Annotated in this window: 11 protein-coding genes; 1 reads left to right on the plus strand and 10 read right to left on the minus strand. The window is 60.1% G+C overall.

All coding sequences use genetic code 11. The features are described from left to right. Nucleotides 1-260: 260 nt before the first annotated feature. The 10 genes from DK870_RS28870 to DK870_RS28915 form a co-directional block, all read right to left on the minus strand. The gene (locus DK870_RS28870) at nt 261-1,610 is read right to left on the minus strand and encodes a sigma-54 dependent transcriptional regulator (protein WP_256679950.1); all 1,350 of its coding nucleotides are present in this window, start codon (nt 1,608-1,610) and stop codon (nt 261-263) included. Then, nucleotides 1,607-3,508, minus strand: coding sequence for a sensor histidine kinase (locus DK870_RS28875; RefSeq protein ID WP_161550403.1), 1,902 nt, complete (start codon nt 3,506-3,508; stop codon nt 1,607-1,609). Before DK870_RS28875 ends, DK870_RS28870 begins: the two co-directional genes overlap by 4 nt. Before the next feature lie 162 nt (nt 3,509-3,670). Beyond that, nucleotides 3,671-4,405, minus strand: a complete 735-nt coding sequence (locus tag DK870_RS28880; RefSeq protein WP_060753935.1) for an amino acid ABC transporter ATP-binding protein — start codon at nt 4,403-4,405, stop codon at nt 3,671-3,673. Next, the gene (locus DK870_RS28885) at nt 4,402-5,073 is read right to left on the minus strand and encodes an amino acid ABC transporter permease (RefSeq protein WP_060753936.1); all 672 of its coding nucleotides are present in this window, start codon (nt 5,071-5,073) and stop codon (nt 4,402-4,404) included. The genes DK870_RS28880 and DK870_RS28885 overlap by 4 nt, the downstream gene beginning before the upstream one ends. Continuing rightward, nucleotides 5,073-5,819, minus strand: a complete 747-nt coding sequence (locus DK870_RS28890; RefSeq protein WP_060753937.1) for an amino acid ABC transporter permease — start codon at nt 5,817-5,819, stop codon at nt 5,073-5,075. The genes DK870_RS28885 and DK870_RS28890 overlap by 1 nt, the downstream gene beginning before the upstream one ends. A 194-nt stretch (nt 5,820-6,013) precedes the next feature. After that, nucleotides 6,014-6,940: a glutamate/aspartate ABC transporter substrate-binding protein gene (locus DK870_RS28895; RefSeq protein ID WP_060753938.1), complete on the minus strand. Its 927-nt coding sequence runs from the start codon at nt 6,938-6,940 to the stop codon at nt 6,014-6,016. 373 nt (nt 6,941-7,313) lie between these two features. Next, a complete protein-coding gene (glpD, locus tag DK870_RS28900) occupies nt 7,314-8,852 on the minus strand; it encodes a glycerol-3-phosphate dehydrogenase (protein WP_060753939.1) in 1,539 nt (512 codons plus the stop codon). 200 nt (nt 8,853-9,052) lie between these two features. After that, on the minus strand, nt 9,053-9,808 hold the full coding sequence (locus tag DK870_RS28905) for a DeoR/GlpR family transcriptional regulator (RefSeq protein WP_060753940.1): 756 nt from the start codon (nt 9,806-9,808) through the stop codon (nt 9,053-9,055). A gap of 95 nt (nt 9,809-9,903) precedes the next feature. Continuing rightward, nucleotides 9,904-11,409, minus strand: coding sequence for a glycerol kinase GlpK (gene glpK, locus DK870_RS28910; protein ID WP_161550404.1), 1,506 nt, complete (start codon nt 11,407-11,409; stop codon nt 9,904-9,906). Between the two features lie 81 nt (nt 11,410-11,490). Next, nucleotides 11,491-12,345 (minus strand): MIP/aquaporin family protein, encoded by an 855-nt coding sequence (locus tag DK870_RS28915; RefSeq protein ID WP_060753942.1) that lies wholly within the window; start codon nt 12,343-12,345, stop codon nt 11,491-11,493. A 327-nt stretch (nt 12,346-12,672) separates the two neighbouring features. Here DK870_RS28915 and ybaK point away from each other — a divergent pair, with 327 nt between their 5' ends. Next, a complete protein-coding gene (ybaK, locus tag DK870_RS28920; RefSeq protein WP_060753943.1) occupies nt 12,673-13,143 on the plus strand; it encodes a Cys-tRNA(Pro) deacylase in 471 nt (156 codons plus the stop codon). The last annotated feature ends 137 nt before the right edge of the window (nt 13,144-13,280 follow it).

Below are 13,280 nucleotides of genomic sequence, written 5' to 3' on the forward strand. Positions count from 1 at the left end.
CGATGAGGGTGTGTCAGTCAGCAATTTATCGACTGACTCACCCTCATCGGGAGCAAGCCCCCTCCCACAGTGACCGCGTTACTTCTTAACTGACTGGCGTTAGGGCTTGCCCTGCGCTGGGCGGCAAAGCCGCCCCAAACCGAGGCCCTCGATCTTTCTGAAACACTGCAGCGGTCTTGTTGGGGCGGCTTTGCCGCCCAGCGCGGGACAAGCCCGCTCACTACAAGTTAGGTTGCGATAGGAGTGGGAGCTCCTGTGACTTAGTGGCTCAAGCCATATTTCTTGACCTTGTCGAACAGCGTGGTCTTGGCCATCCCCAGTTCCTGGCTGGCCTGGGTCAGGTTGCCGCCGCTGCGTTGCAGGGCATCGTTGAGCAGGTTGCGTTCGAAGGCTTCCACCGCTTCGGTGAAGGCCAGGCCCTGGTTGCCGCTGCTGGCGCCGCTTTTCTTGAAGGCGGGCAGGCCCAGGGCGAAACGTTCGGCGACGTTGCGCAGTTCGCGCACGTTACCGGGCCAGTCGTGGCTCATCAGGCTCGACAGGGTCTGGTTGTCCAGCTCCGGCGCGGCGCGGTCGAAACGCAAGGACGATTGCTGCAGGAAGTGCTCGAACAGTTGCAGGATGTCTTCGCGGCGCTCGCGCAGTGGTGGCAATTCCAGGGTCACCACGTTGAGGCGGTAGTACAGGTCGCTGCGGAACTGGCTGGCACGGCTCAGCCCGTCGAGGTCGGATTTGGTGGCGGCGATCACCCGGCAATCAACCGCTACGCTCTGGTTCGACCCCAGGCGTTCGAGCGTGCGCTCCTGCAACACCCGCAACAATTTGATCTGCAGGTTGATCGGCATGCTTTCCACTTCATCGAGGAACAGCGTGCCTTCGTGGGCGTGCTCGATCTTGCCGATACGGCGTTTGCCGGCGCCGGTGAATGCGTTGGCTTCATGGCCGAAAATCTCGCTTTCGAAGAGGTTCTCCGGCAGGCCGCCGCAGTTCAACGCGACGAATTGGTGAGCGTGGCGCCGGCTGAAATCATGCAGGCAGCGCGCGACCAGTTCCTTGCCGGTGCCGGTTTCACCTTCGATCAGCACGTTGGCCGAGGTGTCGGCGACATTGGCGATCAGTTCGCGCAGGTTCTGCATGGCCGGTGAGCGGCCGATGATGCGGCCTTCCAGGGAATCGCGTTCAGCCAACTGACGGCGCAGCGACCAGACTTCCCGCGCCAGGCTGCGTTGCTCCAGGGCACGGCGCGCCACGTCGACCAGGCGCTCGGGGGAAAAGGGTTTTTCCATGAAGTCGTAGGCGCCGTTGCGCATGGCGCCCACCGCCATGGAGATATCGCCATGGCCGGTGATCAGTACCACCGGCAGGCTTTTATCCAGGGCCTTGAGGCGGGTCAACAGCTCCAGGCCGTCGATGCCCGGCAGGCGGATATCGCTGATCACGATGCCGGCAAAGTTCTCACTAATGCGCTTGAGCGCTTCTTCGGCACTGCCTACGCCCACGCTGGGAATGTCTTCCAGTGCCAGGGCCTGCTGGCAACCGAGCAATACATGGGGGTCGTCTTCGACGATCAGGACGGTGAGGCCGTCCTTGGGGGCTGTAGCGTCTGTATTCATGTCGACTCAGCTGTTTGAGCGCCCGCCAGCGGCAAGCACAGGACAAAGGCAGTACCACCACCGGCCGGGTGTTCCACGGCGAGGTTGCCGCCGGTGGCCGCCGCGAGGCTGGCGGACAGGGTCAGGCCCAGGCCCAGGCCCTGCTCGCCTGGCTTGGTGGTGAAAAAGGGTTCGAATAAATGTTTGCGCGCCTCGGGGTCGATACCATGACCGTTGTCACGCACGTGCAGGCGATATTTGCTGTCGGCGCTGTGGCCTTCCAGCCACAGTTCGGGGGCCGGCTGTGCCTGCATGGCGTCGAGGGCGTTGCCGATCAGGTTGACCAGGATCTGCTCCAGGCGCGTCTGGTCGATCTGCAACTGGGCGTCGGCGAAGTCGCGGTGCAGGGTGATCGGCAGGCCGTCCAGGCGTGCGCCGAGCACCTGGAACGCAGCGTCCACGGCTTTGCCGAGGCTGGCCTCGCCCTGGTCGTCACCGCGTCGGGCGAACGAGCGCAGGCTGGCGGTGATGCGGCCCATGCGGTCGATCAGTTCGTTGATAGTCTTGAGATTGGTGCTGGCGGTGTCGAGGGCGCCGCGCTCAAGGAAGCGCACGGTGTTGCCCGACAACGTGCGCAGCGCCGCCAGTGGCTGGTTCAATTCATGGGCGATACTGGTGGACATCTGTCCGATGGCTGCCAACTTGCCCGCCTGTACCAGTTCGTCCTGGGCGCGGCGCAGGGTTTCTTCGGCCTGGCGCCGTTCGCGGATCTGGCCCTTGAGCCGTTCATTGCTGGCGCGCAGGTCGGCGGTGCGTTCGGCAATCCGTCGCTCCAGTTGGCTGTTGGCTTCCTGCAAGGCTTCGCGGGCCGCGAGGCGGGTGGCGATGACCTTGCGCCGTTCGTTCCAGGCGATCAGCAGAAAGGCCACCAGGCCAAAGGCGACGGCCACCAGGATGCCTTGATTGATCGCTGCGCGGCGCAGGTCATTGAGCGGCGTCAGCAGGGTGAAATTCCACGGTGTGTCGTTGAGCGGACGGGTTTGCGCTAGGTAGCTGACAGCGTGCTCGTCGTTAACCACTTCACTGTTGGCCGGGAAGGTCAGTTTCTCGCTGCCTTCGTTGAGGCGCTCACGGGCCAGGGGTTCGAGCTCGTTCAGAGTCGCCCAGTAATATTGCAGGCTGTGCGCCAGGCGTTCCTTGGTGTCATCGCTCAGCGGGCGCACCGCCTTGAGTCGGCGGGCCGGGTCGCTGGAAAGGATGATGATGCCGTTTTCATCACTGACAAACGCTTCGAGGCGCGCACGTTGCCAGCGCTCCTCCAGGGCTTCGAGGCGCACTTTGACCACGGCCACGCCGATGATCTTGCCGTGCTCTTCCAGGCCGTGGGCCAGGTAGTAGCCGGGCTCGCCGTTGGTGCTGCCGATGCCGTAGAAGCGGCCGGGTTGGCCACGCACGGCGTTCTGGAAATAGGCGCGGAAGGACAGATCCTCACCCTGGTAGCTGTCGGCATCGCGCCAGTTACTGGTCGCCAGCACGCGGCCGGTAGTGTCCATCACGTAGATGGCCCGACTGCGACTGCGGCGGTTCAGGCCCTCCAGGTAATCGTTGACGGTTTTGCGCGTCTCCTGGTTCGGGTCGGCCAGCAGTTGGGAAACGCTGGACTCCAATTCCAGGAGGCTGGGCAGATAGGTGTATTTGCTCAGTTCACTTTCGACCGTGCGGGCGTGCAGCTCCAACTGGCGTTCGCCCGTGTCGCTGAGCGTGCGGATGCCGTAGAACTCACTGACCCAGAACCCGATATAACCCAAGCCGATCATCAGGGCGATGATCAACGGCGGCAGGAACAGTTGGCGAATCAGACGTGGTTTCACAGCAAGTGATGGCGGTGCGGCGCGAAATTGGTTGGGGTCGCATTTCATCACAGATGCCTTGGGTCAACCAGAGCTTGCCGGTCCAGTGTGGGAGGGGGCTTGCTCCCGATAGCGGTGGTTCAGCTGAATATGCATTGGCTGATATAGCGCTATCGGGAGCAAGCCCCCTCCCACATTGACCCGGTTTCTACAGGGGAAGCTACGGAGTACTTAGTGCTGCAGGATTTTCTCAAGGAAGTGCTGTGCACGCTCGGAGCGGGCGCTGATATCGCCGAAGAACTCTTCTTTCGGGCAGTCTTCGATGATCTTGCCGGCATCCATGAAAATCACGCGGTCGGCCACTTTACGGGCAAAGCCCATTTCGTGGGTCACGCACATCATGGTCATGCCTTCCTGGGCCAGTTGCACCATTACGTCGAGCACTTCGTTGACCATTTCCGGGTCGAGGGCCGAAGTGGGTTCGTCGAACAGCATGACGATCGGGTCCATGGCCAGGGCGCGGGCAATCGCCACTCGCTGTTGCTGGCCGCCGGACAGTTGGCCCGGATGCTTGTGGGCGTGTGCCGACAGGCCGACGCGGTCAAGCAGTTGCAGGCCTTTCTTGGTGGCTTCTTCCTTGCTGCGGCCAAGCACCTTGATTTGCGCGATGGTCAGGTTTTCGGTGATGGTCAGGTGCGGGAACAGTTCGAAGTGCTGGAACACCATGCCCACGCGCGAGCGCAGTTTCGGCAGGTTGGTCTTCGGGTCGGCGATGGAGGTGCCGTCGACCACGATGTCGCCCTTCTGGAACGGTTCCAGCGCGTTGACGCATTTGATCAGGGTGGATTTGCCCGAGCCCGAGGGCCCGCACACCACGATCACTTCGCCTTTTTTAACCTCGGTGCTGCAATCGGTCAGCACCTGGAAGTCGCCATACCACTTGTTGATGTTCTTGATAGAGATCATACGGCAAACCTTTTTTGCAGACGCTTGACCAGCAGCGAGGCGGAAAAGCTGATGATGAAGTAGACGACACCGGCGAAGATCAGGAACTCATTGGAGCGGCCGATGATGTCGCCGTTGGAGCGGGCAGAGTTGAGGAAGTCCACCAGGCCCACGGTATAGACCAGCGAGGTGTCCTGGAACAGGATGATCGACTGTTGCAGCAGCAACGGCGTCATCTTGCGGAACGCCTGGGGCAGGATGATCAGGCGCATGGTCTGGCCATAGGTCATGCCCATCGCTTGTGCCGCGCCCATCTGGCCCTTGGGGATCGACTGCACGCCGGCCCGCACGATTTCACAGAAGTACGCGGCTTCGAACATCATGAAGGCCACGACGCAGGACGTGAACGCACCGATCGGGGTGTCCTCGCCGGTGATCCAGCGCAATACGAACGGCACCGCCAGGTAGAACCAGGTGATCACCAACAGCAGCGGGATCGAGCGGAAGTAGTTCACATACGCGCCGGCCAGGCTCGACAGCAGCTTGCTGGACGACAGGCGCATCAGCGCGAGCACGGTGCCCAGCGCGATGCCGCCGATCACGCCCATGACCATCAGTTGCAGGGTCATGAGCATGCCGTTCCACAGGCCAGGGATAGCGGGGATGATGCCGCTGAAATCGAAGTCCATTATTTACCCCCCACGGAGATCAGGCCGGGCACGGCGACTTTCTTCTCGACCAGGCGCATCAGCAACATCAGGCTCATGTTCAGGGTGAAGTAGATCAATGTGGCCAGGGTGAACGCTTCAAACAGGTTGGCCGAGAACTCGGCGGTCTGCTTGGTTTGCGCCAGCAGCTCCATCAGGCCGATCAAGGACGCCACGGAGGAGTTCTTGAACACGTTGAGGAACTCCGAGGTGAGCGGCGGAATGATGATCCGGTAAGCCTGGGGCAGCAGCACGTTCCAGTAGATCTGCGGCAGCTTGAAGCCCATGGCGCGCGCCGCGGATTCCTGGCCGCGTGGCAGCGCCTGGATGCCGGTACGCACTTGCTCACACACACGGGCGGCGGTGAACAGGCCCAGGCACACCACTACGCTCAGGTAGGCCGAGGTGGTCGGGTTGAGGTCTTGTTTGTACCAGTCCTGCAGGTTCTGCGGCAGCATGTCGGGCACAAGGAAGTACCAGATGAACAGCTGAACCAGCAGCGGCACGTTACGAAACAGTTCCACGTAGCAGGTCGCGATGCCCGATACGAGGCGGCTTGGCACGGTGCGCATGACCCCCAGAATGGAGCCCAGCAGCAAGGCGATAATCCATGCCACGACAGCGATGGCGATGGTCCAGCCCAGGCCGGCGATATACCAGTCGAGATAAGTCTCGCTGCCAACGCCGGTGGACTTGAAGAATACGCCCCAGTCCCAGTTGTAATTCATTAGGGTCTCCCCTCGAGATCGATCGATGTACAAGCACCCGCTTGGGGAAGATCCTTTCCCACCTGACGGTGAACGCCAGGCACACGCGATCGGCTCGAAAACCGCCAGGTCGAGTGTTCCAAATTAAAGCCAGCAGGTAGTAACAGACGCCTGAGGGAGGGTTGGCTCCCTCAGGAGATAAGCTTAGTCAGGTATCAGATTTTTACGTCAGGTGCCGGCTTGTCGCTTGGGTTGGCGATCAGCTCCTTCACCTTCTCGCTCATCGGGAAGTTCAGGTTCAGGCCTTTTGGTGGGATCGGGCTTTCGAACCATTTGCTGTAGATCTTGTTGATTTCGCCGGACTTGAACAGGCCAACGATGGCGTCATCTACAGCTTTCTTGAACGCTGGGTCGTCTTTGCGAACCATGCAGGCATAGGCTTCAAAGGACTGTGGAGTGCCGGTAATGACCCAGTCATCCGGCTTCTTGGCCTTGGCTTCTTCACCGGCGAGCAGGGCGTCGTCCATCATGAAGGCAACGGCGCGGCCGCTTTCCAGCATCTGGAAGGATTCGCCATGGTCTTTGGCGGAGATGACGTTCATGCCCATCTGCTTGTCGGCGTTCATCGCCTTGATGATGCGCTCGGACGTGGTGCCGGCGGTGGTCACGACGTTCTTGCCTTTCAGGTCGGCAAAGTCAGCGTAGGACGGCTTGCCATCCTTGTCTTTCTTGACCAGCAGGCGGGTGCCGATTTCGAAGATGTTGACGGTGAAATCAACTTGCTGGGCGCGTTCGGCGTTATTGGTGGTGGAGCCGCACTCGAGGTCCGCGGTGCCGTTCTGGATCAACGGGATACGGGTTTGCGAGGTGACCAGGTTGTACTTGACCTTGAGGTCGGGTTTGTTCAGGTCTTTTTTCAGGGCTTCAACCACAGCCAGCTGAACGTCGTGGGAGTAGCCCACAGGTTTGCCCGAAGCATCCGCAATGTAGGAAAACGGGATGGAACTGTCGCGGTGCGCGAGAGTGATGGTGCCGGAGTCATTGATTTTCTTCAGTGTGCCGGTGAGTTCGGCGGCGAAAACTGGAGTGCTGATCAGAGCAGCAGCGATAGCTGCGCCCAGGATATGGGGAACGATGCGCATCAATACTTCCTCGACATTTGTTTTTTTTATAAAGCCGGCTAAACGGCTCTCTTGTACAGCGAATGCCCGTGACGGCTCCTGAAGCGTCTCAGGCAATCCTCAGGGAGTGTAGAGCATGAGTCGTGCCAGACCAGGAATAAAAGGTTAACTGCATGATTTATATGATGATTAACTTTGTGTGACGGCAAATATGTAATCGTCGGATCCGGCAAACCGAATAGGTTGGAGTGTTGCGTTCGGAAAACCGAATGCAATGGGGGGCATGTAGGACCAGACTCGCTCGCCAACAGGCGCAAAAACGCCGCGTTCATTCTGGATAAACGCGGCGTTCTCAGGTTTTTCGCGAGCGGGCGCGCTTCTACGGGATGGAGGGTCAGGCCGCCTGGGTCTTGCTGCGGTTCTGCTCAACCTGGGAGAGGTAGCGTTGCAGGTTGTCCTGTTCTTGCGCAGTGGTGAACAGGCCCAGTTTGGTCCGGCGCCACAGCACGTCCTGCGCTTGTGTCACCCACTCTTCGGCGCACAGGTAGTCGACTTCACGGGTATACAGGCCACCACCCAGGTGCTCGCCCAGGTCGGCCTGCGATTGCACACCCTCCAACAGGCGCCAGGTACGGCTGCCGTACGTGGTGGCCCAGCGTTGGGCGAGCTCGCTCGGCACCCAGTCGAACCGGCCGCGAATGGCATCGGCCAGCGCTTGTGGCGTGGTCATGTTTTCGCCGCCGGGCAGGCTGGCTGTTACGGTCCAGCTTGGACGCATCTGGGTGAAGAACGGCGCCAGCTGTGCCATCGCCGACTCCGCCAACTTGCGGTAGGTGGTCAGCTTGCCGCCGAATACCGACAGGATCGGCGCTTCACCATTGCCGCCGGACAGTGCCAGGGTGTAGTCGCGGGTGATGGCCGACGGGTTATCCGACTCGTCATTACACAGCGGACGCACGCCGGAGTAGGTGTGGACGATGTCGTCGCGGCTCAGTTGCTTCTTGAAGTGAGCGTTGACCACCTTGAGCATGTAGTCGGTTTCACCTTCGGTAATCGCCACCTTAGCCGGGTCGCCGGTGTATTCGCGGTCGGTGGTGCCGATGATGGTCAGGTGGTTCAGGTATGGAATGGTGAAAACGATACGCTGGTCTTCGTTCTGCAGGATGTGCGCGTGGGCGCCTTCGTACAGTCGCGGCACGATAAGGTGGCTGCCCTGGATCAGGCGAATGCCGTAAGGCGAATCCAGCTTCAGGTCGTCCTTGATGAACTTGGCGACCCAGGGGCCTGCGGCATTCACCAGCGCACGGGCGCGGATCGAGAACAGGCTGCCATCGGCACGTTCCATGTTCATTTCCCACATGCCGTTGCTGCGCCGTGCACTGACGCAACGGGTCTGGGTATGGACATGGGCACCTTTCTCGCGGGCGGCCATGGCGTTGAGTACCACGAGGCGGGCGTCATCCACCCAGCAATCGGAATATTCGAAGCCTTTGGTGATTTCGCTTTTCAGCGGGCTGTCAGGACCGAACTTGAGGCTTTTGGAGCCTGCAAGTTTTTCGCGCTTGCCCAAGTGGTCATACAGGAACAGGCCGGCGCGAATCATCCACGCCGGGCGCAAGTGCGGGCGGTGCGGCAACACGAAACGCATGGGCTTGACGATGTGCGGCGCCTTGGCCAACAGCACTTCACGTTCAGCCAGGGCTTCACGCACCAGGCGGAACTCGTAATGTTCCAGGTAGCGCAGGCCGCCGTGAATCAGCTTGCTGCTGGCAGACGATGTGTGGCTGGCCAGGTCGTCCTTTTCGCAAAGGAATACCGACAACCCGCGCCCGGCTGCGTCTGCTGCAATGCCGACGCCGTTGATCCCGCCACCAATTACGGCAACGTCATAGACTTCGGCAAGCGGTGGAGCAGGCAAGGTGGAAGGAGTCATCGGCTGGCCTCGCGATCTTTTCGTCTTTGAATTCGAACATTAATGTTCATTTGCGAAAATGGTAGCTGATAAACGCGCGCACAGCCACCCGAGTTCGATTGAAAAAACTCATCGAAGGGCGGGGAAAGGAAAATTTGTGAACATGAAGACAGTCTGTAGTGAGCGAGGCAAGCTCGCTCACTACAGGTTATTTGTAGTTTTCAGACGACTTCCAGGCGAACTTTGTGCTGATTGAGCAACTGCACCAACGCCGGTACCGGTTGCTGGTCGGTCACCAGGCAATCCACCAGGCTGATCGGTCCCAGACGAATCATGGCATTGCGCCCGAATTTGCTCGAGTCCGCCGCCAGGATCACTTGGCGCGCATTGGCGATGATCGCCTGCGAAACCCGCACTTCCTGATAGTCGAAATCCAACAGGCTGCCGTCTTCGTCGATGCCGCTGATGCCGACCAAGGCAAAATCGACCTTGAACTGGTTGATGAAGTCGACACTCGCCTGGCCCACGACACCGCCGTCGCGGCGCACATTGCCACCGGTCAGCAACACATCGAAATCGTCCTTGGTGCTGAGCATGGCGGCGACGTTGAGGTTGTTGGTGATGATTTTCAGGTGGTTGTGATTGAGCAGCGCACGGGCTATGGACTCGGTGGTGGTGCCAATATTGATGAACAATGAGGCATGGTCGGGAATCTGCGCGGCGATGGCTTCACCGATACGCTGTTTCTCATCGCGCATCTGGTCGGCACGCATGGCGTACGCGGTGTTCTCGACACTGGAGTCATAGGCCGCGCCGCCGTGGTAGCGGCGCAGCAGATTGGCGTCCGCCAGCTGGTTGATATCGCGGCGGATGGTTTGCGGGGTGACAGCGAACAGCTGCGCCATTTCCTCGATACTGACGTAGCCGCGTTCGCGGACCAGTTCGAGGATTTGTTGTTGGCGGGGAGGCAGATTCATGGGGCGTCCTTTGGGCTGCCATACAAAAGTGGCCCATGATGACGCAGCAAGCGGCTCCCCGCCAGTTACAACCCGATTTGGGCTCGGTACCTGGCTTATTCAGCGCCTTCGTGAGGCTCCCAGGCGCGGGTGCGGCTGACCGCTTTTTGCCAGCCGGAGTACAACCTCTCCTTGGCTGCCTCATCGAGCTGAGGTTCGAATTCGCGCTCGATCACCGCTTTACCGCGCAACTCGTCCAGGCTGCCCCAGAAACCGCACGCCAGGCCTGCCAGGTATGCCGCACCGAGGGCTGTGGTTTCGCGCATTTGCGGGCGCTCGACCTGAGTGCCGAGGATATCGGCCTGGAACTGCATCAGGAAGTTGTTGGCCACTGCGCCGCCGTCCACGCGCAGGGCCTTGAGGCGTTCGCCCGAGTCCTGTTGCATGGCGTCGAGAACGTCGCGAGTCTGGTAGGCAATCGACTCCAGGGCTGCACGAATAATGTGGTCCACGCGTACGCCACGGGTCAGGCCGAACAGTGCGCCGCGTGCATAGGGGTCCCAGTACGGAGCACCCAGGCCGGTGAAGGCCGGCACCAGGTATACGCCGTTGCTGTCCTTGACCTTGCCGGCAAAGTATTCGGTGTCGTGGGCGTCGTTGATGATTTTCAACTCATCGCGCAGCCACTGCACGGTGGAGCCACCATTGAATACCGCGCCTTCCAGGGCGTAGGCCACTTCGCCGCGCGGGCCGCAGGCGATGGTGGTGAGCATGCCGTGCTTGGACTTCACGGCTTTGTCGCCGGTGTTCATCAGCAGGAAACAACCGGTGCCGTAGGTGTTCTTGGCTTGACCCGCTTCTACGCACATCTGGCCGAACAGGGCGGCTTGCTGGTCACCGGCGATGCCGCCGATGGCAATGCCACTTTTGGTGCGGCCGTAGATTTCCGAGGAAGATTTCACTTCCGGCAGCATTTCCCGCGGGATGTCCAGGATCTCCAGCATCTTCGCATCCCACTCCAGGGTGTGGATGTTGAAGAGCATGGTGCGCGAGGCGTTGGTGTAGTCGGTAACGTGGGTCTTGCCGCCGGTAAATTTCCAGATCAGCCAGCTGTCGATGGTGCCGAACAGCAGCTCGCCGGCGCGGGCACGCTCGCGGCTGCCTTCGACGTTGTCGAGGATCCACTTGAGCTTGGTGCCGGAGAAATACGGGTCGGTCACCAGGCCCGTGGCGTCGCTGATGTATTGCTCATGGCCATCGCGCTTGAGCTGCTGGCAGATCTCGGTGCTGCGGCGGCACTGCCAGACGATCGCGTTGTAGATCGGGCGGCCGGTGATTTTGTCCCACACCACGGTGGTTTCACGCTGGTTGGTGATGCCGATGGCGGCCACCTGGTCATGGTGCAGGCCAGCCTGGGCCAGGGCCTCGACCATTACCGCGCTCTGGGTGGCGAAGATTTCCATCGGGTCATGTTCAACCCAGCCAGCCTGTGGGTAATGCTGAGCGAATTCACGCTGGGCGGTGCACACCACGTTGGCGTCGCGATCGAAAATGATCGCCCGCGAACTGGTGGTGCCCTGATCAAGGGCAATGATGTAGTTCTTGTTCTGAATGTCGGTCATGTCGATTGCCTTGGACGAAAATAAGGAAGTTATTAACCAGCCTGGGCCGCAAAAAGGGCAGTGGGCGCCAGGCCGGCGCTATCAGGAAATATGCGTCTTGCCGTTGACAGCCGTGTCAGTTGTTTCAGAAACAGTGGGTGCGGCGCTCGGCAGGTGACGGGCAATCAACCCGCGATAGGCAGCAGCGCCGAGGCATGCGCCGACGATCGGAGCGAAAATCGGCACCAGGAAGTAAGGAATATCGCGACCACCGGTGAAGGCCATTTCACCCCAACCGGCAAAAAAGGTCATCAGCTTGGGGCCAAAGTCACGTGCCGGGTTCATCGCAAAACCGGTCAGCGGGCCCATGGCGCTACCGATCACCGCAATCAGCAGGCCGATCAGCAGAGGTGCCAGCGGACCGCGTGGCAAACCATTGTTGTCGTCGGTCAGCGCCATGATCACACCCATCAGGATCGCGGTGATGATCATCTCTACCAGGAACGCCTGGGCTGTGCTCAGCAGCGCATGGGGGTAGGTGGAGAACACCGACGCCAATTCCAGGCTGGCCTGGGAGCCGCGAACCATATGGTGGGTTTGTTCGTAATCGAAAAACAGGTTGCTGTAGAGCGTATAGACCAACGCGGCGGCGCAAAACGCACCGGCGATCTGGGCCAGGATATAGAAGGGCAGTTTGCGCTTTTCGAAATCGGCAAAGATGCACAGGGCGATGCTGACTGCCGGGTTGAGGTGAGCCCCGGAAATGCCGGCGCTCAGGTAGATCGCCATACTTACGCCGACCCCCCAGATAATGCTGATTTCCCATAACCCGAAGCTGGCACCCGCGACCTTGAGCGCAGCCACACAACCGGTACCGAAGAAGATCAGAAGCGCAGTCCCCAGGAACTCGGCCATGCATTGGCTCGAAAGTGAAGGCTGTTGAAGAGCAGTTGTCATGGAAAACCTCTGTTTTTGTTGTTGTCTGTTGTCTCGTCGCAATGGGCGAGCGTCGACTTTTACCGTGGAAAGGATCCCCATCCTGACTCGCGGTCTACTGCTCGAGTGCTGCGGGTGGTATTCCTGCAGTATTCGTAAACGAAAAAATATAGACAAGAATGACGCCTGTCAAAGGTCGAAAGTGAACTATTGGTCATTTTCGAACTATTGGTGTGGTGAATGATCATGCCAGGCGCGTTGCACAAGGGTTATCTCAGGGGCGCACTAGAGCGTTTTGCATGGACTTGGCCTAGAATTGGCCATCAGTTTGCCCAGCCTGGAGCGCTCATGACCCCCGCATTGGACCTGTTGAAAAAAGTTCGCGCCGAACATCGCATTCACAGTTATGAACATGACCCCAAGGCGGCGTCGTATGGCTTGGAGGCCGCGGAAAAGTTGGCGCTCGACCCGGCGCAGGTATTCAAGACGCTGCTGGCCAGCAGCGAGAAAGGTGAGTTGCTGGTGGCGGTGGTGCCGGTCGTCGGAAGTCTGGATTTAAAAGCCCTGGCCCACGCCGCAGGGGTGAAAAAAGTCGAGATGGCGGACCCGGCGTCGGCGCAACGCGCTACCGGTTACCTGTTGGGCGGAATCAGCCCGTTGGGCCAGAAAAAGCGTCTGCGCACGTTCATCGACGTGACGGCACAACCGTTTGCGACGATTTTTGTCAGTGCGGGGAGGAGGGGCTTGGAGGTTGAGCTACCGGCGGCCGTACTGGCTGAACATACCCAGGCCAAATTCGCCGAAATTGGCCGGGCATGACCTAATGCTCGTCAATTAAGAGAACCTGCCGCGACCAAAGTCTGTAGTGAGCGGGCTTGCCCCGCGCTGGGTGGCGCAGCCGCCCCAACAAGGACGCCGTGGTGTTTCAGGAAGATCGCGGTGACTGGATTTGGGGC

The organism is Pseudomonas sp. Q1 (assembly GCF_009935975.1).
GTDB classification, from domain to species: domain Bacteria; phylum Pseudomonadota; class Gammaproteobacteria; order Pseudomonadales; family Pseudomonadaceae; genus Aquipseudomonas; species Aquipseudomonas palleroniana.

Excerpts from the sequence above, each read along its gene's own strand:
- DK870_RS28890 (WP_060753937.1), bottom strand. The coding sequence starts at position 5,819 with ATGAATTACAACTGGGACTGGGGCGTATTCTTCAAGTCCACCGGCGTT.
- DK870_RS28895 (WP_060753938.1), bottom strand. The coding sequence starts at position 6,940 with ATGCGCATCGTTCCCCATATCCTGGGCGCAGCTATCGCTGCTGCTCTG.
- ybaK (WP_060753943.1), top strand. The coding sequence starts at position 12,673 with ATGACCCCCGCATTGGACCTGTTGAAAAAAGTTCGCGCCGAACATCGC.
- DK870_RS28880 (WP_060753935.1), bottom strand. The coding sequence starts at position 4,405 with ATGATCTCTATCAAGAACATCAACAAGTGGTATGGCGACTTCCAGGTG.
- glpD (WP_060753939.1), bottom strand. The coding sequence starts at position 8,852 with ATGACTCCTTCCACCTTGCCTGCTCCACCGCTTGCCGAAGTCTATGAC.
- DK870_RS28905 (WP_060753940.1), bottom strand. The coding sequence starts at position 9,808 with ATGAATCTGCCTCCCCGCCAACAACAAATCCTCGAACTGGTCCGCGAA.
- DK870_RS28870 (WP_256679950.1), bottom strand. The coding sequence starts at position 1,610 with ATGAATACAGACGCTACAGCCCCCAAGGACGGCCTCACCGTCCTGATC.
- DK870_RS28875 (WP_161550403.1), bottom strand. The coding sequence starts at position 3,508 with ATGAAATGCGACCCCAACCAATTTCGCGCCGCACCGCCATCACTTGCT.
- DK870_RS28885 (WP_060753936.1), bottom strand. The coding sequence starts at position 5,073 with ATGGACTTCGATTTCAGCGGCATCATCCCCGCTATCCCTGGCCTGTGG.
- glpK (WP_161550404.1), bottom strand. The coding sequence starts at position 11,409 with ATGACCGACATTCAGAACAAGAACTACATCATTGCCCTTGATCAGGGC.
- DK870_RS28915 (WP_060753942.1), bottom strand. The coding sequence starts at position 12,345 with ATGACAACTGCTCTTCAACAGCCTTCACTTTCGAGCCAATGCATGGCC.